This window comes from Paenibacillus antri, from assembly GCF_005765165.1.
In the GTDB taxonomy this organism is placed as follows: Bacteria; Bacillota; Bacilli; order Paenibacillales; family YIM-B00363; genus Paenibacillus_AE; species Paenibacillus_AE antri.
In genome coordinates, this window is record NZ_VCIW01000037.1 from 11,830 (window position 1) to 32,612 (window position 20,783).

A 20,783-nucleotide genomic window follows, 5' to 3' on the forward strand; every position below is an offset into this window, starting at 1 on the left:
GTCGTCACTCCTCGTTTCATTCCCAGCCCGGCGGCACGACGCCCGGACCGCCCTCGGACGCGAACGCGCGCGCGTCGCGGTCGAACCGGAGCGTCTCGTTCCCTTCGACGCGAATCGGATACGTCGTTCCCCCGTGCTCGAACGAGCCTTCCGCCGGCGCGACGCCCATCCCGACGATCGAGCGCAGCTCGCCCGCGCGGTCGGTGACGACGCGCACGCCTGCCGGGACTCGGTACAGCAGCGCGCCGTCGCGATAAATTTCGCCGCCGGACGCCCCGTGGACGAATTCGAACCGGCTCCCGTCGACGTCGCGGCGATAGCCGACGCTCTCCGCCAGCACCGCGCCGTGGTCCGCGGCGTTCGGCAGCAGCGCCGTAAACCACAGCTCGCCTTCAGGCGTCGGCAGCACCCCGCTCAGCCGCTCGACGTAATCGAGCGCGCAGATCGCAGCCGGCGAATACGCCTCGGTAAAACCCTCTTCGCCCGTCCACGGACTCAACGTCTGGCCGAATCGCGTCATTCGGGATACGGCGGAGACGATCGACTGGGTCGCCCACGTCAGCTCGACGTGCCGCCCGTGCAGCTCGAACGCGCGCGGCGCGCGGAGCAGCGTCAGGAAGTTGCTCGGCCCCGCCCACGAGTTGTACGTCGAATGCGGGTCGAACCGCGGATCGTCCATCGCGATCGACGCGAACGGATATTTCGCGAAAAACTTACGCGTATTCAGCACGTACCGCCGCAGCGACGACGCGAAGAACGCGTCGTCTCCGACCTCGGAGGCGAGCACGCGCAGCAGCACGTCCGATTGGATGCGCACGAACCTGCCGTGCCGATCGACGTCGTAGAAGAAGCCGTCCGTTTCGTCGAAGCAGTGCTCGATCAAGCAGCGGGACGATTGCTCCGCTTTCGCTTCCCATGCCGCGGCCGCCGCGTCGTCGCCCAGCGACCGAGCCATCCGGGCGAGATACTTGCGCGAGCAATAGACGCTCGCCGTCAGGTCCGGCGCCAGGAACGGCAGCAGCGGCGATTGCGGGTCGCAGCGCGCGGGGTCGTTGCCGTAGGGCGTATCCGGCGTATGCCAGAACCGAGGCGACAAGTCATGCCCGGTGTCGAAGGCGCAGAACGCCTCCACGCAGCCGGTCCCGCGCGTATTGCGATACGTCGCCAGCCAATCGTCGTAGCGCGATAGGGCTTGGTACATTTTCCGAAGGAAACGCTCGTCCCCCCCATGCAGCTCCGCATGCGTCCACACGCTGCGCGCCGGCGGCGTAACGAGCTGGATTTGCTTGAACACGGCGCCGTCGGCCGTGATCTTATAAGGGATGAGCCCGTCCGTGCGCTGCAGGTCGGCGAATTGCTCGAACGTCGCCTGCGCGACGGACGGCAGAAACCGCGACAGCAGCTCGACATTGATCGTGCCCGTGCTTTCCAGCCAGCAGCCGTGATAGACGCCGCCCTCCTGCAGAATCGGCTTCCCTTCGCGGTTCGGCACGATGCAATCGAGCAGCGTCCGCATCGCCGTATAATACGTCGTTTCGAGCGCCGAGGTATTGCCGCCGCAAGCGACGAACGCCGCCCCCGACGCCGCGAACTCCTCTGCGATCCGCTCGTCCGACGCCTTCTTCCCGCGACCGATCCGCTCCGCCGTATCGACCGCGCGAAGCCGATCGAGCGTTTCACCCAATTGTTCCGACATCTTCGTTATCACTCGCCTTCTGCCATCGGCCGGACGAACTCGGACGGACTGCGCCCCGCGATCGACTTGAACGCTTGGATGAAGTGCGTCGAGATCTGGAATCCGGCCCTCTCGCTGATTTCATACACCATGTACTTGCCGGTCTGGACGAGCTCCTTCGCTTTCTCCACCCGGCGTTTGTTAGCGCTGTCACGAACGGTTCGCCTGCGATGCGCTTGAACGATCGGCTTAGATAGTTCCGATTCGCGCACCGCTCCGCGGCGATCTCCTCGAGCGTGATCGCGCGATCATAACACTTTTCAATATAATGCTTAATCACGCGATCGACAAGCGCATGGCTGCGCTTCCCCAGCATCGTCGGATGGCAGCGACTTCAAATCGAATACAATCGGCTAAGCATAAGACAATTTTCGCTAATGGCGAATCGACGTCCGCTCTGTCACGCTAGGAAACATAGAAAAATGCGCACCTGCGTAGGGGGACTTCGAGTGGTCGGGTATGCAGCTTTGATCGGTGCGGTATTGATTTGGGCGTTGTCTTATGTCGTCATGAAGTCGGCGACGACGGATTACCCCCAGCTGCTCTTTCAATTCTGGAGGTACGCCGCCGTCGCCGCGGTCTATTCGATTGCATTCCATCGCGTCATCCGCGCGATTCCGGGCTCGCTTTGGAAAACGGGACTGCTATGGCTCGGACCGGCCAATTTCGTGCACGGCTTCTTTTCGATTTACGCCGTACAGTACACGACGCCGACGAGAGTCGTCGTCATCAACAGCCTGATCATCGGCGTCGTCCCGCTGCTGCGATGGTTCCACGACCGCTGCAATCCGGCGCGTCCCGAACGATGGGCGATCGGCATCGCGCTTCTAGCGATCTCTCTTCTGCTCGACCCGCAAGACCGCTCCGTACAGGCAGGGGACGCCCTGGCGTTCGTCGGCATGCTCGGCTACAGCTACGCGATCGTACTCGTGAACCGCATGCTGACGACGGATCGCGCTTCGGTCATCCAGGTGTCCTACTTGGCCGTGATGGGCTGCGCCGTCTATTTCTTCGCCGCGGCGGCCATATACGCCCTCGTTCGACCGGACGGCTTCGCGGTGCAGGCATTGATCAGTCAACCGATGACGATCGCCGGCGTCTTATACATGGTCGTGTTCGTGTCGCTGGCCGCCAATCTGCTGCAAGTCGCCGGACAACGCAGGCTGTCGCCGGTCACCGTGTCGATCTTGTTCTGCTTGGAGCCCGCCGTCACGGGCGTGCTGGACTATGTCCTGCTCGGCAACGCAGCTTCGTGGCGCCTCATCGTATGCGGCCTCCTGCTGATCGCTGCGACCGTCATCGCTTCGCTTCGGTACCGGACGGGGGACGCCGACGAACATGCCTTGCCCGCCGCCGGCGCCCGGTCCGATTCGACTCCGTCGGTCGGTCAATAAGTACCGAGGCGTTCCCTCGCGCCTGTCGAAACTCGTACGTCGACGATATTTCCTCGGCAATATTCGACAGAAAGCCAAGCATTATCGCTTCCGCGCGAAGACGTACGCCGCCGCCGCGAACGACGCAAGCAGCAGGATGCCGAACCAAGCCGCGGCCGCCGTCGCGTCGGAGCCGGCGGCGCCTCCGCCGACGAGCAGCCCGCGCAGCGTCTCGATCAGCGGCGTCACCGGCTGATATTCGGCGAAGGCGCGGAGCCACGAAGGCATCGTCTCCGTCGGCACGAACGCGCTGCTGACATACGGCAGGAACATGATGACGAAGGCGAAGGCGCCGGCCGTCTCCGCGCTGCCCGCCAGCAAGCCGAAGAGGATGGCCAGCCAGCAGACGGCGAGGAAAAACAAGCCGAGGAACAGCGCGACGCCCAGCCACTCGGCCCAGCCCGCCGAAGGGCGGAAGCCTACGGCCAGCGCGACGAGAAACACCAAGACGGCGCCGATCCCGTTGCGCACGAGGCTGTTCGCGACATGCCCGAGCAGCAGGGAGACCGGGCGGACCGGCATCGCGCGCAGCCGTTCGTACATGCCGCCGGTCATATCGAGATTGACGCTCGTCGCCGTCATCGACGTACCGTAGCCGACGCACGTCACGATGATGCCGGGAACGACGTAGTTGACGTATTCCGTACCGGTCGCGATGGCTCCCCCGAAGACGAAGACGAACATGAGCATCAAGATGACCGGCAGCAGGATGCCGACCAACAACGTCTCCGGATTACGGAGCGTGTGCCTCGTCAGCCGAAGGAACAACGTCCATCCGTCCTGCAGCGTCTGAGCCCATCCCGAAAACAACGTCGTCATCCCGCCGCCTCCTTCCGCGCGTCGCCGGTCAGTCCGAGGAAGACGTCGTCCAGCGTCGGCTTCCTGATCTCTACGCCCGTCGGCTCCAAGCCGAAGTCGTGAAGTAAGTTGAGGGCGAGCCGCAGCTCCTCGAACGAAGACCCTTCCTGCGCTACGGGAACGCTGACGCTGCGATCTTCGATGCGGCCGTTCAACAGCCGCGCCCCGCCTGCCGCTTCCGCCTCGGATCGGAACGACAGCTCGATCCGACCGCCCCCGACGAGCCGCTTCAGTTGTTCCGCCGTGCCCTCTGCCGCGATCCGGCCGCGGTGCACGACCGCGATGCGGTCGGCGAGCCGTTCCGCCTCCTCCAAATATTGCGTCGTCAGGAACACCGTCGTCCCGCCGCGAGCCAGCTCGGAAATCATCTCCCACAGATGCAAGCGGCTTCGCGGATCCAAGCCCGTCGTCGGCTCGTCGAGGAAGAGCGCCTGCGGCTCCGCGAGCAGGCTGACCGCGATGTCGAGCTTGCGCCGCATGCCGCCGGAGTACGTCTTCGCGAGGGCGTCGGCCGTCTCGACCAAGTCGAACCGTTCGAGAAGACGGTCCGCGCGCTCGTTCGCGGTCCGGCGGTCGAGCCGGTACAGCCGCCCCATCATCCGCAAGTTTTCCCGACCCGTCAACAGCTCGTCGACGCCCGCGAATTGTCCCGTCAAGCTGACGATGCGGCGAACGTTCGCCGCCTCGCGCACGCAATCGAAGCCGCCGACCCTGGCGATCCCTTCATCCGGCCGAAGCAGCGTCGTCAGCGCGCGGACGGTCGTCGTCTTGCCGGCGCCGTTCTCCCCGAGCAGCGCGAAGATCGACCCCCGTTGTACGGCGAAGTCGATCCCGTCGAGCACGACCCGAGAGCCGTACCGTTTCTTCAACCCTTGTACGGTAATGATGGCGTCGTTCATCATCATCGATGCCTCCCTCCAATCGTTGATTGATTTGTTCAGTCAATCTTAGAGTAGAGGGAAGCCCTCGATTTGTCAACGAAAAGATGGCAAAGCTTGTTCGCTACGCGGCGAGCATCCGCAGCAGTAGATCGACCTTGCGGTCGAGGTTTCGACTCCACCACTCCCGATCCCCCTCCATCAACACCCCGGAGAGGACGGTCAGCAACAGCTCAAGCAATTCCTGCGGATCTCCCCCGACGATCGAACCGTCCGCTTGTCCCGCCGCGATGAGCGGGAACAGCTCCTTCGCATAGATCTCCGATCCCTCCCGGATCAGCGTCATCGTCTTCTCCGGCGCGCCGCCGAATCGCAAGACGTGTTGAATGACGCGGAATACGTCGCTGTTCCCTTCCGTCAGCGCGAACTTCACGAAGGTCTTCACCTTCTCCAACGGAGCGAGCGGCAACGCCCCGACTTCCCGGAACAATTCGTCCGCGCCCTCCATCGCCCACGCAAGACTCTCGTGCAGCACTTCTTCCTTGGATTCGAAATAATGATACACGAGTCCGTGGCTGACGCCCGCCTCCGCCGCGATCATGCCGATCTTCGTCAACCGGATGCCGTTCTCGGCGAACGTCCTCAGCGCGGCCGTAATAATTTGTTGTTTTCGATCGTTCCGGATTTTCTCCAGCTGTTCGTCGTTCATCGGTGTCATCTTCGCATCATTGCCTCCATCGTCGATACGTGCATTGTAGCACAGCGTCGCGCGCCGGCGAAGTCCGCGCCAAACCTCCTGTCCGCGTCATCGGCGCGCGGCCGCTCCCGGCGGCGTACCCGAACCCGATCCTTCCGCCGCTCGCAGGCGCGCCCGATATTGGCCGGGCGTCAGCCCCGTCCATTTCTTGAATGCGTTCTGGAACGCGCTCGGCTCGGAGAAGCGGAGCAAATAGGCGACGTCCCCGACCGAATGCTCCGGCTGCCGCAAGTACCCTTCGGCCAGCTCTTTCCGAACGGCGGCGGCCAGCTCGTTATACGACGTACCCTCTTCCTTCAGCTTCAGCTGGAACGAGCGCGCGCTCATATGGAACGAGGCGGCCGTCTCCTGGAGCGTCGGGAAGGACGCGGGCATGCGCTCCAGCATCCTCCGAAATACCGCGTCGGACAACGTCCGGCCGTTCGACAGCGTCTCCAACGTCCGTGCCGCGATCGATTCGAACATATGCCGCAGCCTGGCGTCCGCGTACAAAATCGGGAGCGCCATCACGTCCTTATGGAATCGAATCGCATTCTCGTCCCCGTCGAACCGCGGCGCCCTCCCGAAGACGGATAAGTACGGAGCCGTTCCCCCCGGAGCCGCGTGCCGGAACGTCACCTCCTGCAGCGGGAACCGCCGATTGCTCATCCCGCACATCAACCGGTAGACCGACGACGCCATATCTTCCACGCAATGCCGGGACATGCGTCCGTTCGCTTCCAGCATGACGAACCTCAGCCGGATGTCGTCTCCCCGCGCCTCCCATTCCAGATTGAAGCCGCTGCATAGGATGTCGTTATATCGCCGGTACGCCTTCAGCGCCTCGCCGACGGTGCCGGAATGCATCATGACGTATCCCAGAACGCCGAGATCGGCCGCTTCGGTATGTAACCCTTGATGCAGCCCGAAGTACGCGTCCTCCGTGAATGCCGCCCCGGCGAGCATCAGCCGCTCCAGCTCCGCGACATCGATGCGGACCTCCGGATCTCCGAGTCGTCCGACGTCGAAAGACGCATCTCGGCAAAACCGTTCCGAATCGAATCCCCGCTGCTCGATCGATTTCAAAATCGGATACACCATGGAAATGGATACTCCAACGGGCTCTATGACGCGTCACTCCCCTCTTTGCGCGATTCAGCAACATTTCTGCGCGTTCCGTCATTTTCTCCATCATAGTCAAAGTCGTATGCTGAGTACAGTTCCAAGAGAGAGGAGTACCCGATTTGAAAAAGAAAGTTCTCGTCGTCAACGGACATCCCGATCCGGAAAGCTTTTGCGCCGCCTTGGCGGACGCCTACGCAGAGGGAGCGAATCGCGCCGACGCCGACGTTCGCGTCATTCATGTCGGCCGGCTCGAGTTCGAACCGAATTTGAAATTCGGCTATCGACAAAGAACGGAGTTAGAGGAAGATTTGATCGTGGCGCAAGCGTCGATTCGCTGGGCCGACCATCTCGTCTTCGTCTATCCCTGCTGGTGGGGAGCGATGCCCGGAATCATGAAAGGCTTTATCGATCGCGTGTTCTTGCCCGGATTCGCGTTCAAATACCGAACCGATTCCGCGTTGTGGGATAAGCTGCTCACGGGCAAGTCCGCTCGCATGATCGTGACGTCGGACACTCCTTCCTGGTACAACCGCTTGGTATACCGTCAAGCGGGGCTCGTCGTGATGAAGAAGAACGTCTTGGGCTTTTGCGGCGTCAAGCCGGTTCGCGTCACCGAGATCGGTCCGGTGAAGCCGTCTTCGCCGGAGCAGCGCGCCAAGTGGCTGGAACGAACGAGACGGCTCGGAGCGCAGCGAGCATGATTACGGGGGTTGCGAGCGGGAGGGCGGCCGGTTTACGGCTTCCTCCTTCGCGTCAACCACAGCAGCGCGATCGCGCAGCCGATCCCCGAGAGGAACGGCAAGTACCGCAGAGGCATCAGCCATGTCGGCTCCTCGAACAGCCATAATCCGGCGACCGCAATCCCTTTCGCGACCAGAGCGCCCCCGAAGTACCCGCCGATATAGGCGAAGATGATGCCGAACACCGTTTTCATAACGATTCCTCCATGCGAGTTTGAATTTTTCCATGAAGGCATCATACCAAGCGGATATTGCGATCTTGTGATGCGCGGCTGCATATCCCGTGAACTTGCGCCCGACGCGCCTCCCGTCGACGGGAAATCCTCCCGCTTATTCCGGCGAAGGCACCTTTTTTTCGCGAATGAAAGGGAAAATCTCCTCCTTATTCGTCCGTCGGACCCCCGATCTCAAGATTTCCGCCGAATCAGACGGAGGTTTTCCCGCTCGGTCGGCGGGGCGGCGCCAACATAAAAAAAGCACCCTCGAAAGAGAGGGTGCCTATCCTGCTACTCCTTCACGGAACCGAGCATGATGCCGTGAATGAAATACCGCTGCAGGAACGGGTAGACGATCAAGATCGGAATCATCGATACCATGATTTTCGCCGCGTTAAGCGTCTTGTCCGACAGCTTATCCAGCAGCTCGACATTCGTGGAATCGAGATACTCCGGCGACAGCTGCACGACAAGCTGCTGGATGTACGTCTGCAGCGGATACGACTCTACGCTGCGCATGAAGATCAGCCCGTCGAAGAACGAGTTCCAGTGGCCGACGAGGCTGAACAGCGTCACGGTGGCGAGCGCGGGCAGCGACAGCGGCAGGAAGACGCGCAGCAGCATGAACCACGGTCCCGCGCCGTCGATCGTGCCCGCTTCGCTGAGCTCCTTCGGCAGGTTGCGGAAGAAATTCATGAGCAGGACGACGTTGAACACCGGCACCGCGCCCGGCAGCACGAGCGCCCACAGCGTATTGAACATGCCCAAATATTTCACGACCAAGTAAAGCGGGATCATGCCGCCGCTGAACAGCATCGTGAACAACAGAAACCACATGTAATAATGCCGGGTGCGGAATTCCTTCGGGCTCCGGGACAACGGATACGCCATCAGCACGGTGAGGACGAAGTTGATCGCGCCGCCGAGCAGCACGCGCTGCACCGACACCAGGAAGGCGTTCCCGAAGTGCGGGTCGACGATGATCTTGCGGTAAGACTCCAGATTGAAGCCGACCGGCCAGAACGTCACGAACCCGCCCGCCGCCGCCGCCATGTTGCTGAACGATATGGCGACCGTGTGAATGATCGGCGCCAGCGACAGGAAGGAGACGACCGCCATGAGCGCCACGAGCGTCGCGTCCCAGGCGCGGGCGGCGAAAGTTTTATCTCTTACCATGTTCCAGCCGCACCTCCTTCCTAGAAAATTCGATAGTTCGCATAGCGGTACGCCAGGCGGTACGAGATGACGATCAAGATGAACCCGATTACGGACTTCAGCAAGCCGACGGCCGTCGCGAAGCCGTACTGCGCCTCGACGAGCCCGACCCGGTATACGTACGTGTCGATGACGTCGCCGCTCGGATAGACGAGCGGGTTGTACAGGTTAAAGATTTGATCGAATCCGGCGTTCAATATATTTCCGATGCTGAGCGTCGCCAGCAATATGATCGTAGGCACCAAGTTCGGGAACGTGATATAGACGATCTTCTGGAATCGCGTCGCCCCGTCGATGTCGGCGGCCTCGTACAAGGTCGGGTCGATGCCCGCCAGCGCCGCGAGGTAGACGATCGCCGCGAAGCCGAAATCCTTCCACGTATCCGAGCCGATAATAAGCCACGGAAACCATTCGTTGCTTGCCAGGAACATAATCCGTTCGCCGCCGAACAGCCCGATGACGTTGTTGACGATGCCGTCCATGGACAGCATGTCGATCATCACGCCCGCGAGAATGACCCACGACAAGAAGTGCGGCAAATAAACGATCGTCTGCACCCATCGCTTGAACGCCGCGAGGCGAAGCTCGTTGAGCAGGATCGCGAAGGTGACCGGCACGACGAGGCCGGCGATAATTTTCCCCATGGAAATAAAGATCGTATTATAGAAAATGACCTTGCTGTCCCGAATCTGAAACAAATATTCGAAATTTTCGAGCCCGATCCACGGAGAGTTTCGAATCCCGAGGCCGATATTGAAGTCTTGGAACGCGATCAAGACGCCGAACATCGGCACGAGATGAAATACGATCAGCAGCGCCATGCCCGGCAGCAGCATGAGGTGAAAATGCTTCTGGAAGCTCTTCATCGATTGTGCCCGCCTTCCGTTTGGTAAAAGAAAAGAGAAGCGCCGCCAAGTTCCGGCCTCGCGTCGGCGCTCCTCTCTCCGTTCCTTCGCCTTACTTCACTTCCGCTTGCACCTCGGCCGTAATTTCGTCGCCGCCTTGCGCCTTCCATTCCGACACGAACGTCTCGAAGTCGTCCAGCGGACGGTTGCCCATGACGATCGCGTAGAAGTATTCCTCTTCCAGCTTCTTCAGGTTCGCCCACTTGCGTTCCATCGTCTTCGTCGTCGTCGTGAACTCGTTGTAGAGCGAATTCATCGGCAGCTTCAGCAGCTGCGCCGGCTCGGTGTACCCCCAGAAGCGTCCCCATCCGGCCAAGTCTTTGCGCGGCGCGGCTTCGTCGGCTTTCGCGAAGTCGTACAGCAGCTTCACTTCAGGCGTCAATTCCTCCGGCTTGATCTTGCCCGCGAGCGCGTCCGCGAGCATGTCGGATTTGCGTTCCACGGCGTTCGCATAGTCGAACGTGCCGTTGCCGATCGGCCAGAACTCCGTCGAAATCGTAGCGTCCAGCTTGAGCGCGTCCGGCTCGGCCTTGCGCTCCGACCGGATGTACGTGTTGATGTAGACGATCGCCGCTTCCGGATTTTTCATGCCTTTGCGAACGACCATGAATCGGCTGCTGACGGGCAGCTGCAGGTTGTTCAGCTGGCCCTTGTCGTCGTGGATGGCGTACACCTTGAAGTTCGCGTCCGGGAAGTTCCCGTACGTGTCTCTCGCGATGCCGCCCGACCACCACGGACCGAAGAACATGCCGGCTTTGCCGGAGACGACCATCTGGTCCGTGTCCTTGCGGATCGCGAATTCCTTGTCGATGAGGCCGGCCGCGTACATGTCGCGGATTTTGCCGAGCGCCGCTTTCGTCTCCGGCAAAATCGAACCGTACGCGAGATTGCCGGCGCCGTCTCGAACCCAGTTGCCCGGGTAAGCGTTGTAAGCGCCGAACAGCCCTTTGAGATTGTGGCGGCCCGCCTTCATCGGCGCGTCCAGCGTGCCGGCCGTCAGGCCGATCGTGCCGTCGCCGCCCATCTTGTTGTCGACGAACGCTTTGGCGATGTTCTCGACGTCCGCTACCGTCTTCGGACCTTCGAGACCGAGCTTGTCGAGCCAATCCTGGCGCACCCACACCATGCTGAGCGCGTCCGCCTGAACCGCGATGTTCGGAATCGCGAGCAGCTTGCCGTCGATCGTCGCTTTCTCGAGCGCCATGCCGTTCGTCGAAGCGTACAGCTCTTCGGTCAGCGGCGCCTTATACTTTTCGTATACTTCGGTCAGATCCTCCAGCTGCCCCGCGTTCGCGAGCGTCTTGAACGTCTGCTCGTCGACGAACATGACGTCCGGGATGTCGCCGCTGCCGATCGCGAGCTTCGACTTCTGCTCGTAATCGTTGCCCGAGGCGTACCATAAAATTTCGACTTCGATGTTCGCCTTCTCTTTCAAATAACGCGTGTATTGATTGTCCTCCACCGTGTCGCCTTCCGGCAGCTTGGCGTCGGCGCCCAAGTGCTTGAAGGTCGTGAACGTCGCGGGCTCCGGCATGCGGTACGGATCGATCGCCTCCGCCGCGGGCGCTTCCTCCGCCGGCTTCTCGTCCGTCTTTCCTCCCGCTTCGGCGCTTGGCGCCGGATCTCCCGCTGCTTCCTCCGTGTTCCCCGCGTTGTTACCGGTGCAGGCCGTGACGACCAAGGAAAGCAGGAGCAGCAGCATCGTCATCCACTTGAACGAACGTTGAACCATTGTGATCCTCCTTTTTTGTAATCGCTTTCTTTTTACGATTTTCATTATAGTGAAAATCTGCGCCCCAAGCGGCACACTGCATCCGCAATTCGCGACCAAATCGTCTTCTGCGGCGCCGCGGGAGGAGGATCGGAGGACGATGTTGCACTTTATTTCGTACGATTCGTGACATGCGCCGCGGATTGCTTCCGGTACTCGCGCGGCAGCAACCCCGTCACGTCCCGGAACACGCGGCTGAAATATCGTTCGTTCGGGTAACCGGATTCGGACGCGATCCAGCCGACCGACTTGTTCGTCGACAGCAGCAGCGTCTTGGCGCGCCGAATGCGCGAGTCCCGGATGTACTCTTGGAAGGTGACGCCGACGATGTCGTGGAAGCATCGGCTGAAGTAGCTGCGGCTCATGCCGACCTTCTTCGCGACGTCGGGCAGTTGAATTTCGGCTCTGACGTCCTGATTGACCAGATCGACCGCCTTCGTCACGCACGCGATCACCTCGAGCGAATACGCCTGCCGGTCGGCCTTGCTCAGCACGGCGCGGCGAACGCCGCTCAGCCAGCGCGTCCAGCCCTTCCACGTATGCGGCCGGTGCGCCGGATCGATCCGGAACGATTCCGGATCGAACACCTTCGCCCACTCTTCGATGGCCATATAAAACATCTGCTCCAGCTGCGCCGCCGGCAGCCGAAGCCTCGCCGTGTCGTCCAGCAGCCGGTCGAAGACGACCGGATCCGTCATCCACGACAGTTTGCACCAGTCGAGACCGAGCCGGATCGTCTCCTCCTTCGCGGGCGGCCGGAGCTCCGCCAGCAGCTCCGCGGGCAGCTCGCATTCGCGCGCTTCTTCGTCCCAGCTGTAATAGAGCGCATGCTCCCCGTACAAGCGCAGCTTCTGGAGCAGCTCCTTCTTTTCCATCCCCCGCACGCCCGTCCATCGCACCCGGACAACGTCCGTCGGACTTCCGTCCGGCGCGCCGCCGTCGCCGGCATCGAGGAGGCTCCACTGCTTCTCCGCGCCGGTCGTTCGGAATTCCGCGTGCGCCGCGTCCTCCGCGAAGGATCGGTCATCGCCGCCCCCCGCGCCCTGCGGCGGGAACGACGTCCGCTGTCCGATCCGGTCGCGGATGCGCTGCAGGATGACGGCCATCTGATCCTGCTCGAGCTCCACCTTCGTAATGTAATCCAACGCGCCGAGGCGGAGCGCGTCCCGGACCAAGTCGAACTCGTGATGGAAGGTCAGGACGACCATATGCAGGTTCGGATACCGCTCCTTCGCTTCCTTCATGAGCTCGAGTCCCGACATGACCGGCATCGCCAAGTCGGTAATCAGCACGTCCACCGCGTGGCGGCTCAACGTCGTCAGCGCCTCCGCCCCGTCGCTCGCTTCGCATACCACCTTCATGCCGAACGATTCCCAAGGCATGATGCGGATAAAGCCTTGCCGGACTAAATAATCGTCGTCAACGACCATCACGTTCAACATTCGGTCGTCCCTCCTTCCGCTCGATCGGCAGGCGCAGCGTAATGGCCGTCCCCATGCCGAGACTGCTGGACACATGCATGCTCGCCTCTCCCGCGAACTGCAGCTCCAGCATCCGCCTCACATAGTGCCATCCGATGCCCATGCCCGTCTTGCTGTTGTATTCCCCTTCGCCGCTCATCAATAGCCTCGCCTCATCCTCCGTCATGCCGTACCCGTTGTCCCGAACCTCGATGACGATGCCGGAGAACCCGGCTTCTTCCCTTACGATCGCCTCGATGACGCCTTGTCCGCCGCTCTTGTTCCGGAGGCCGTGGGAGATCGAATTTTCGACCAACGGCTGCAGGATGAAGCGCGGGACGGGCAGCTCCAGCAGTTCCTTCGCCGCGTTCACCCGCACGTCGAACGTAAAGTTGTAGCGGACGCCCTGCAGCATAACGTAGTTTTTAAGCGCTTCCATTTCCTCGCGAATCGTAGCGGTCCGTCCTTTGCCGAGATTATAATGCAGCAGCCGATTCAGCGCGGACACGAGCCGGTCCGTCTCGTGATGCCCGTTCACCCGAGCCAACCAACGAATCGTATCCAACGTGTTGTGGATGAAATGCGGATTGATCTTGTACAACAGATTTTCGATCTCGAGCTGCTTCTTCGCCTGCGCGTTGCGGTCGATATCGACGATCAATTCGTCGATCGTCTGCTTCATCGAAGCGAAGTCCCGATGGATTTCGGAAAATTCGACCACCTTCTGGTAGGTGAAGTCGAGCGGCTCCGACATTTGCCCGTGCTTCAAGCGGCGGATGTTCCGCTGCAGCTGAAGCAGCGGCTTGTAGACCATTCGCCAAATGATGAACGCCAGGAAACAGCCGACGGTGACGGACAGCGCGGCGAGCACGGCGAATTTCGTAATCCAGCGACGAATCGTCTGATTGTAAGAGTCTTCCGGCACCGCGGCGACGATGCGCCACGACTGAGTGCTCGCTTCCTCGAACAAATAATAGCCCTTCGTCTTGATCGAGCCCCCGGCGGCTCGAGGAGGATGGCTCGTCCCGGTCGGGAAGTCGGCTTCCTTCTCGCTGTACGCGATGCGGTCCATGCTGTCCACGAAGAAGTACGACGTATCTCGGAAAATATCGTCCGTGCTTAAGATGCGGTCCGTCAGCTTGAAGTCCGTCTCCATGTACAAATACACGTCGTCGCGGGCCGGGATGTCCACCTTGCGGACGACGGAGAGCACCTTGTTGCCGTCCAGCGGGTTGATCGACACGTGCGGACCGTAATACGTGAAATACAATTGCTCCGCCAGCAGCGGGTGCTCGAAGAAGTCGAAGTCGGCGTGCAGCGGAGCGTTGTCGAAGATCACTTCGTTCGTATCCTCCAAATAATAGAAGATGACGCCGAGCGTCGGATTCGTGAAATGAATCAAGCTGATCTCGCTCTCGATCTCCTCGCTGAGCCGCCGCTTCTCGAACATATCCGCTTCGTTCAAGTACGCGTCCAGCTTGCGGCCGATCTCGCCTTCGAAGACGAGCTGCTGCGACGCGTGGTTCAACTGGCTTAACGTGTTTTCGAAGGAGAGGCGGGTTTGATGGAGGTTGCCGGCCACCCCCTTCTCCGCTTCGTTCCGCAGCATGGAGTACATGGACGAGTGGGACATCGTTCCGATGACGACGACGGGGAATAACGAACAGAGCAGCAATAGGAAAATGAGGCGATGCTTTAATGTCTTCGGTATCGGCATTCGGAACCTGCTTTCCCATGGATTGGCAAGTTCAGAATAATCGTTTCTTCTCGTTTTGACAATCCCGTTCCGCGATTCCTCGGCGCAGCCGGAAGCCGTAGTCCAGCAGTTTGCGGACGTCCGTCCACCGGCCGTCTTTCGTCGAACGAAGCGCGACCGCGATCAGGTCGACGTCTCCGGCGCTCGCCGAAGCCGCGAGGCAATACCCCGCCGCGCTCGTGAAGCCGGTCTTCAGACCCGTGGCCGCGGCGTCGTAGAACGGGCTGTCCGGCTGCAGCAGCAGGTTGCGGTTACGGTACCGCCCGTCCTCGCCGACCTTCCGTCCCGCGAGCTCGCGGAACCGTTCGTTCCGCATCGCCCGCCGCGCGATCCGCGCGAGGTCGGCCGCCGTGGAAACATGGTTCGGATCATGCAGCCCGTGCGCGTTCGCGAAGCGCGTATTCGCCGCGCCGAGCTCCCGCGCCTTCCAGTTCATCAGCTCGGCGAAATAGTCCATGCTGCGCTCCGCGGACAACGTCTTCCCGCAATGCTTCCGGACAAGCTGACGGGCGACCGTCCGGGCCGCGTCGTTGCCGGACGCCAGCATCAACGCTTCGGCCAAGCTTCCCGCGGTCCGCTCTTCGCCCTCGAGCAGGCCGGCGGAGCTCTCGCCGTCCTCCCGCAGCCGGACCTCGTCCCCGACGACGAACGTCTCGTCGTCGGCGCAAGCCTCCAGCAGCAGAAGCGTCGTCAACATCTTCGTCATGCTGGCCGGGTAAACGGGTTGGTTCGCCGCCTTCGCGAACAACGTCCCGCCGGTCCTCGCGTCGATGACGATTGCCGCCTTCGCCCGGATGCTCGGGGTCGTCGGCCAATGGTAGCTTTTCGGCAGGGCAAGTCGGAGCGCAGTGCGTTTCATCGTCATGTTCCCCCTTAGGTGTCGTTCGTATCGATACGATTAAGTGTACACGCCCTTTCTTAAGAGGAGTTGAGGAACAGATTAAGATTTGCTTAAGCCTTAAGCAAAGAAAGACTGTCGAGTGGATCTCCCTCGACAGTCTTTCCGCTTAGATCGCCCGCATCCGATTGTTGCGGGGTTGATGCTCCACTTCCGCAAGACCGAGCTCCTCCAGAAGGGGAGGGATATACATGCCGAAGCGGCCTCGGAAGCCCTTCTTCAGCCCGTACCATCCCCCGACCGGATTGTCGGGGGAACGGCCCCAGGCCTCCACCGTTCCTTCCTTGGCCGGCTTCTGCTCGTCGGCGCTGCCGAGCTCCATCCAGTCGCCGCGATGCTTGAGCATCGTATGTAAGTCGTCGATGCACCGATAATCGTAATGCAGCACCGTCTTCCCGACCGTACAAACCAGTATGTCTTTCCCGTCTTTCTCATCCTTGTACATCTCGTACTCGGACGTGAGCGGGGGCGTCTTTAGCTTCCAGGGGTTTTCTTTCGTCCCGGCTCCGTTCGCATTCGTCACGTCGTTCCCTCGTTCCGCTTGAATGGTTACTTCGCTGCGGTTTCCGTCGTGATGTGGAACGTAACGCCGAACTTGTCCGTGACGACGCCGTATCCGGGCGTCCAGAACGTCTCTTGGAAAGGCATATTGACGGTGCCGCCGTCTTGCAGCGCGTCGAAGACGCTTTTCGACTTCCGGGAATCGTTCGTCGTAATGCACACGGTCACTTGTTCGCCTTGCTTCAGGGGTTGTCCCGGGAACGTATCGGAGATCATCAAATCCGTCTCTCCGATCTTCAACATCGAATGAGCGACGCGGTCTTTCGCGGCTTCCGGAATCGGAAACTCGGGGTTCGCCGGCATCTCGCCGAACGTCTGCACGCCGAGGAGCTTCGCATCCAACGTTTTCTCGTAGAAGGCGATCGCTTCTTTCGCTTGTCCGTCCATGAAGAGGTAAGGGTTTAATCGCAGGATCATCGGGCTTCATTCTCCTTCAAGAATCATTCTCTTCGTTAGTATACACCGAACGCGTACCGCGCACACCTTTCCAGGGATCTGTCCAGCCGAAAGTCGAGATCGTCGATTCGGAACGTGCCGGCACGTCGAACCGCAGCCTCTCGCTTCTTCCGCCCAGCTGCCTCCTCGGAAAATGCGACAAAAATCGTAAACTAACGCGTTCACCTCTACCGTCCAGCGCCGTTTCACTCGGTCGTCCCTTCGGAGAATCGCACGTATGCGATTCTCCGTTCGTCGGTGAACCGGAAGCTCCTTGTCGTTGCATTTTCTAGCGGTTATTACAGGCTTTATACATGCTTTAATTTATCCGGATTCGCCACGGCGTAGATCGTCCGGATTCGTTCATCGCGGATATCGAACGAATAGACGAACCTCGTATCGCCGACATCGATACGAATGCCCGGCAGGCCGTTTACGGTTAAGAACATGTATTTGAACTTGCCCTCGTACATTTTCAGCAAGTTGAGATGCAATCGGACGACCGGTTCGCTGCCGATCACCGGGATTTGCGCCGCGCGGACTTTGCCTCCGCCGTCCGAGTAGAACGCCACATTTTCGCTGACCAGTTCAAGCATCTTCCCGGTGTTGCCTTGTAGCAGCGATTGAACGAATTCCTTAACTTTCTCCTCTGCGACGGAATTCGACGGAGTTTGATCCGGTTCGAAACGAACGCTCTTCCGGGCGCGATGGAAAATCTGGCGGCAGTTCGCGCTGCTCTTGCCGATCATGTCGGCGATTTCGTCATACGAATAGTCGAAAATCTCGCGCAGGAGAAAGACAGCCCGCTCTACCGCGTTCAGCTGCTGCAGGAGCAACAAATAAGCCGTGGAGATCGATTCGCGCCGCAAATAAGCGGTGGAAGGGTCGTCATCCGGGAGCCCCGGATCGACCAAGGGCTCCGGAAGCCACGGCCCGACGTACAGCTCGCGTCGATGCGCGGACGAACGGAGAAGGTCCAGACAGCGGTTCGTCACGATTTTGTATAGGAACGCCCGCTCATTCCGAATGGCGGCGGGGTCCGGCAATTGATCATAAGCGAGGAAGGCTTCTTGCACGACGTCTTCCGCATCCATGACGCTTCCCATCATGCGATAAGCTAAGGAGAAGAGCGGCTTTCGGTACGCATTATACAACGACTCTGTGCTCATCGCGGGTCTTCCTCTCCGCATCCTCATGCAATAGGATATGTTGTACCGCTCGTTTGGCGCTGGCCGTCGCGGCGTCCACCAACATCTCGCCATGCGTCGCCCATTCCCCGGCTACATATAACCCGGCGATTTCCGGCACGGCGGGCCCCGGCCGATGCTTGCGTTTCATATGCACGAAATCGTGGCAAACCGTAATTTTCGGAAAATATTGTTTCGCGACGACCTCGTTCCGCCAACCCGGTTGTACTAAGTCTAAGGTTTGCTCCAACTCCTGTAAATCTCTAACCGGATCTTTCTCTTCTCCCTGGTACTTGATCACGCTCAGAACTTGAGCGCCGTCATCGCTCAGGTATGCCACGCGCGACTGATTGCTTAGGAATACCGTCCGGTCGATCCCGTACACGAATTGCTGATTCGGTCTTGGCAGACGCCGCAGCGCGACGTCCAGGCAAGCCGCGGTGATCTCGATCGCCTGCTCTCTCCAGGCATGAAGAGCGGTCGCTTCCGCATGGGGCACCAGTCGATGCGCGATCGCCGGAGGAGCGGTAACGATCGCATGGTCGGCTTCGATCGTCGTTCCGTCTTCGCATCGGACATGCCGTACGGCCCCTTCCCGGTGCTCGATGGATGCGACCTGGCAACCCGTTATCATCTTTACCCCAAGTCTGCCTGCGATTTCGGCGAGTTCATCGACCATGGCTCCCCAGCCTCGGTCCAAGTAGAGTACGCCTTTCAGCGAGCTTTGGAGCTGCCGCAGCACCGGGCCCGCAGCTTGTAAATCGGGAGCTACCACATAGCTTGCCGTGCGGAACAAAGCGTAGAAGAAATTTCGTACCATAGGGTCGTGCAGATGCGCTTCCATCCATTCGCGCAGACTGATGCGTTCATAGCGCAGGGTGTCCAGCTTGCCGAGCTTCATCAACCAAGAGGCAAGCTCCATCTTCCCCTTCCAAGAGAATAGCGGGGTCGTCAGCAAGGATGTCATCCCCATGGGCAAGGCGAGCAATTTCCCGTTCCATATTCCGTAGCCGTCGATCGAAGGCCGGCCCCCTTCCAGGCTCAGACCCCATTCGCGGAACGTAGCCAATGCATCCCCATGGTACAAAGCGTGACCGCCTAGGTTAAAGTAAGCCCCCTCCTTCTTGAGCGAGATGGCCCGCCCCCCCAAGCGCTCCTGCTTCTCGATGACAATCGTTCGTTTCCCTGCTTTCGCCGCATAGATCGCTGCCGTTAACCCCGCGATTCCCCCGCCTACGACCGCTACTTCATAGTTCTGCATCGTCATTCTCCCTTTCGATTCGGTTTGGTACCCGTATGACGGGGAAGGGGAGCGCGTTGTGACAAAGTTTGAAAAAGAAAAACACCGGGAGGTCCCGGCGTCGGTCGGCACGCCAAATCAGCGCATTCGCGTAGGTTTTGCATACAGAAAAGGCCAAGCTCTAGAGCTTGGCCTTTTCTGTTTTCTATATAAGTATCGGGACGACACGATTCGAACATGCGACCCCCTGGTCCCAAACCAGGTGCTCTACCAAGCTGAGCTACGTCCCGTTATTTTATCGATTTGGAGGCGCCACCTAGAATCGAACTAGGGATAGAGCTTTTGCAGAGCTCTGCCTTACCGCTTGGCTATGGCGCCATGGATCCAGTGCGGTTGAGAGGACTCGAACCTCCACGAGCGTACGCCCACTACCCCCTCAAGATAGCGTGTCTGCCATTCCACCACAACCGCATATTGAAAAGTGAGCCATGAAGGACTCGAACCTTCGACACCCTGATTAAAAGTCAGGTGCTCTACCGACTGAGCTAATGGCTCATGCCTACTCTCCGAAAGAGAAATGGGGGATGATGGATTCGAACCACCGAACTCGTAAGAGAAGAGATTTACAGTCTCCCGCGTTTGGCCACTTCGCTAATCCCCCATGGAAGCATGGTGCCGCCGAGAGGACTTGAACCCCCAACCTACTGATTACAAGTCAGTTGCTCTACCAGTTGAGCTACAGCGGCATATTGTATTTCTGTAAAGATGGCGGAGCCGACGGGATTCGAACCCGCGGTCTCCTGCGTGACATCATGTTAGGCCTCTACACCACGGCTCCGCAGTAAAGAGTTGGTTATTTAATAACCGGACCCCGGAAAAGCAATCGGAATACGCTACAGCGCTTCTCTTCACTTTTTTGGGTGAAATCATGGTGGGCGCTGACGGGATCGAACCGCCGACCCTCTGCTTGTAAGGCAGATGCTCTCCCGGCTGAGCTAAGCGCCCAAATATGGCTCCCCGAACAGGACTCGAACCTGTGACAACTCGATTAACAGTCGAGTGCTCTACCAACTGAGCTATCAGGGAATAATGGTGGACCCAAGCGGGATCGAACCGCTGACCTCCTGCTTGCAAGGCAGGCGCTCTCCCAGCTGAGCTATGGGCCCTAATGCGATGAAACTATGGTGGGCCTTAGTGGACTCGAACCACCGACCTCACCCTTATCAGGGGTGCGCTCTAACCAGCTGAGCTAAAGGCCCGGGCAATAAAAAATCCCCCGAAGGGGATATCGGCTTGGCGACGTCCTACTCTCCCGGGACCCTGCGGTCCAAGTACCATCGGCGCTGGAAGGCTTAACGTTCGTGTTCGGGATGGGTACGCGTGGTTCCCTTCCGCCATTATCACCAAACCTATATAGTTCAGGGGTTGCTCCCTGAAAACTGGATGCGAAACGATGATGCTTCCGAAGTACTTTCCTTACGGAAAGTTTGAGTTGGATAAGTCCTCGACCGATTAGTATTCGTCAGCTCCACGCGTTGCCGCGCTTCCACCCCGAACCTATCAACCACGTCGTCTACATGGGGTCTTCAAGCAGGGAAATCTCATCTTGAGGGGGGCTTCACGCTTAGATGCTTT

19 protein-coding genes, 10 tRNA genes and 2 rRNA genes are annotated in these 20,783 nt (G+C 59.9%); 2 read left to right on the forward strand and 29 right to left on the reverse strand.

Annotated elements, in window-relative coordinates:
* Positions 1-16: 16 nt before the first annotated feature.
* A complete protein-coding gene (locus tag FE782_RS30785; RefSeq protein WP_138198188.1) occupies positions 17-1,696 on the reverse strand; it encodes an MGH1-like glycoside hydrolase domain-containing protein in 1,680 nt (559 codons plus the stop codon).
* Positions 1,697-1,704: 8 nt separating this feature from the next.
* Positions 1,705-1,947 carry a helix-turn-helix domain-containing protein gene (locus FE782_RS30790; protein ID WP_138198189.1) on the reverse strand — a complete coding sequence of 81 codons (243 nt, stop codon included), beginning with the start codon at positions 1,945-1,947 and terminating at the stop codon, positions 1,705-1,707.
* Between the two features lie 237 nt (positions 1,948-2,184).
* Here FE782_RS30790 and FE782_RS30795 point away from each other — a divergent pair, with 237 nt between their 5' ends.
* A complete protein-coding gene (locus tag FE782_RS30795) occupies positions 2,185-3,129 on the forward strand; it encodes a DMT family transporter (RefSeq protein WP_158299623.1) in 945 nt (314 codons plus the stop codon).
* Between the two features lie 81 nt (positions 3,130-3,210).
* On the opposite strand, the gene FE782_RS30800 is transcribed toward FE782_RS30795, so the two are convergent.
* The 4 genes from FE782_RS30800 to FE782_RS30815 all read right to left on the reverse strand — a co-directional run bounded on the left by FE782_RS30800 (position 3,211) and on the right by FE782_RS30815 (position 6,741).
* Positions 3,211-3,987 (reverse strand): ABC transporter permease, encoded by a 777-nt coding sequence (locus tag FE782_RS30800; protein ID WP_138198191.1) that lies wholly within the window; start codon positions 3,985-3,987, stop codon positions 3,211-3,213.
* Entirely contained in the window at positions 3,984-4,931 is a 948-nt protein-coding gene (locus FE782_RS30805) for an ATP-binding cassette domain-containing protein (protein ID WP_338016922.1), read from the reverse strand. Before FE782_RS30805 ends, FE782_RS30800 begins: the two co-directional genes overlap by 4 nt.
* 97 nt (positions 4,932-5,028) lie before the next feature.
* On the reverse strand, positions 5,029-5,622 hold the full coding sequence (locus FE782_RS30810; RefSeq protein WP_138198192.1) for a TetR/AcrR family transcriptional regulator: 594 nt from the start codon (positions 5,620-5,622) through the stop codon (positions 5,029-5,031).
* Positions 5,623-5,709: 87 nt separating this feature from the next.
* Positions 5,710-6,741: an AraC family transcriptional regulator gene (locus FE782_RS30815; RefSeq protein ID WP_138198193.1), complete on the reverse strand. Its 1,032-nt coding sequence runs from the start codon at positions 6,739-6,741 to the stop codon at positions 5,710-5,712.
* A 143-nt stretch (positions 6,742-6,884) separates the two neighbouring features.
* On the opposite strand from FE782_RS30815, the gene FE782_RS30820 reads away from it, so the two are divergent.
* Positions 6,885-7,466, forward strand: a complete 582-nt coding sequence (locus tag FE782_RS30820; RefSeq protein ID WP_138198194.1) for an NAD(P)H-dependent oxidoreductase — start codon at positions 6,885-6,887, stop codon at positions 7,464-7,466.
* A 32-nt stretch (positions 7,467-7,498) separates the two neighbouring features.
* On the opposite strand, the gene FE782_RS30825 is transcribed toward FE782_RS30820, so the two are convergent.
* The 23 genes from FE782_RS30825 to FE782_RS30935 all read right to left on the reverse strand — a co-directional run.
* Positions 7,499-7,699 (reverse strand): DUF5957 family protein, encoded by a 201-nt coding sequence (locus tag FE782_RS30825; protein ID WP_138198195.1) that lies wholly within the window; start codon positions 7,697-7,699, stop codon positions 7,499-7,501.
* Positions 7,700-8,011: 312 nt separating this feature from the next.
* On the reverse strand, positions 8,012-8,896 hold the full coding sequence (locus FE782_RS30830) for a carbohydrate ABC transporter permease (protein ID WP_138198196.1): 885 nt from the start codon (positions 8,894-8,896) through the stop codon (positions 8,012-8,014).
* Between the two features lie 20 nt (positions 8,897-8,916).
* Entirely contained in the window at positions 8,917-9,801 is an 885-nt protein-coding gene (locus tag FE782_RS30835) for an ABC transporter permease (protein ID WP_138198197.1), read from the reverse strand.
* A 91-nt stretch (positions 9,802-9,892) separates the two neighbouring features.
* Complete coding sequence (locus tag FE782_RS30840; protein ID WP_158299624.1) at positions 9,893-11,572, reverse strand: extracellular solute-binding protein; 1,680 nt, start codon at positions 11,570-11,572, stop codon at positions 9,893-9,895.
* 149 nt (positions 11,573-11,721) lie between these two features.
* Positions 11,722-13,053: a helix-turn-helix domain-containing protein gene (locus FE782_RS30845; RefSeq protein WP_158299625.1), complete on the reverse strand. Its 1,332-nt coding sequence runs from the start codon at positions 13,051-13,053 to the stop codon at positions 11,722-11,724.
* A complete protein-coding gene (locus FE782_RS30850) occupies positions 13,031-14,788 on the reverse strand; it encodes a sensor histidine kinase (RefSeq protein WP_138198200.1) in 1,758 nt (585 codons plus the stop codon). The genes FE782_RS30845 and FE782_RS30850 overlap by 23 nt, the downstream gene beginning before the upstream one ends.
* 31 nt (positions 14,789-14,819) lie before the next feature.
* On the reverse strand, positions 14,820-15,686 hold the full coding sequence (locus FE782_RS30855) for a D-alanyl-D-alanine carboxypeptidase family protein (RefSeq protein WP_158299626.1): 867 nt from the start codon (positions 15,684-15,686) through the stop codon (positions 14,820-14,822).
* 148 nt (positions 15,687-15,834) lie between these two features.
* Entirely contained in the window at positions 15,835-16,248 is a 414-nt protein-coding gene (locus tag FE782_RS30860) for a DUF6855 family protein (protein WP_138198202.1), read from the reverse strand.
* A 26-nt stretch (positions 16,249-16,274) separates the two neighbouring features.
* A complete protein-coding gene (locus tag FE782_RS30865; protein ID WP_138198203.1) occupies positions 16,275-16,703 on the reverse strand; it encodes a VOC family protein in 429 nt (142 codons plus the stop codon).
* Positions 16,704-17,029: 326 nt separating this feature from the next.
* On the reverse strand, positions 17,030-17,890 hold the full coding sequence (gene sigJ, locus FE782_RS30870; protein WP_138198204.1) for an RNA polymerase sigma factor SigJ: 861 nt from the start codon (positions 17,888-17,890) through the stop codon (positions 17,030-17,032).
* Positions 17,868-19,169, reverse strand: a complete 1,302-nt coding sequence (locus FE782_RS30875; protein WP_138198205.1) for a phytoene desaturase family protein — start codon at positions 19,167-19,169, stop codon at positions 17,868-17,870. The genes sigJ and FE782_RS30875 overlap by 23 nt, the downstream gene beginning before the upstream one ends.
* Before the next feature lie 195 nt (positions 19,170-19,364).
* A tRNA-Pro gene (locus tag FE782_RS30880) sits at positions 19,365-19,438 on the reverse strand.
* A gap of 14 nt (positions 19,439-19,452) precedes the next feature.
* Positions 19,453-19,526, reverse strand: a tRNA-Cys gene (locus tag FE782_RS30885).
* 10 nt (positions 19,527-19,536) lie between these two features.
* Positions 19,537-19,619, reverse strand: a tRNA-Leu gene (locus FE782_RS30890).
* Positions 19,620-19,630: 11 nt separating this feature from the next.
* Positions 19,631-19,703: transfer RNA gene (locus tag FE782_RS30895), tRNA-Lys, on the reverse strand.
* 23 nt (positions 19,704-19,726) lie between these two features.
* Positions 19,727-19,809 (reverse strand) — tRNA-Tyr (locus FE782_RS30900).
* 9 nt (positions 19,810-19,818) lie between these two features.
* Positions 19,819-19,894: transfer RNA gene (locus FE782_RS30905), tRNA-Thr, on the reverse strand.
* 183 nt (positions 19,895-20,077) lie between these two features.
* Positions 20,078-20,153 (reverse strand) — tRNA-Val (locus FE782_RS30910).
* A 5-nt stretch (positions 20,154-20,158) separates the two neighbouring features.
* Positions 20,159-20,234: transfer RNA gene (locus FE782_RS30915), tRNA-Asn, on the reverse strand.
* Positions 20,235-20,238: 4 nt separating this feature from the next.
* Positions 20,239-20,314 (reverse strand) — tRNA-Ala (locus tag FE782_RS30920).
* A gap of 16 nt (positions 20,315-20,330) precedes the next feature.
* Positions 20,331-20,407 (reverse strand) — tRNA-Ile (locus FE782_RS30925).
* A gap of 32 nt (positions 20,408-20,439) precedes the next feature.
* A 5S ribosomal RNA gene (gene rrf / locus FE782_RS30930) occupies positions 20,440-20,556 on the reverse strand.
* 84 nt (positions 20,557-20,640) lie between these two features.
* Positions 20,641-20,783: ribosomal RNA gene (locus tag FE782_RS30935) — 23S ribosomal RNA — on the reverse strand; the annotation flags it as partial.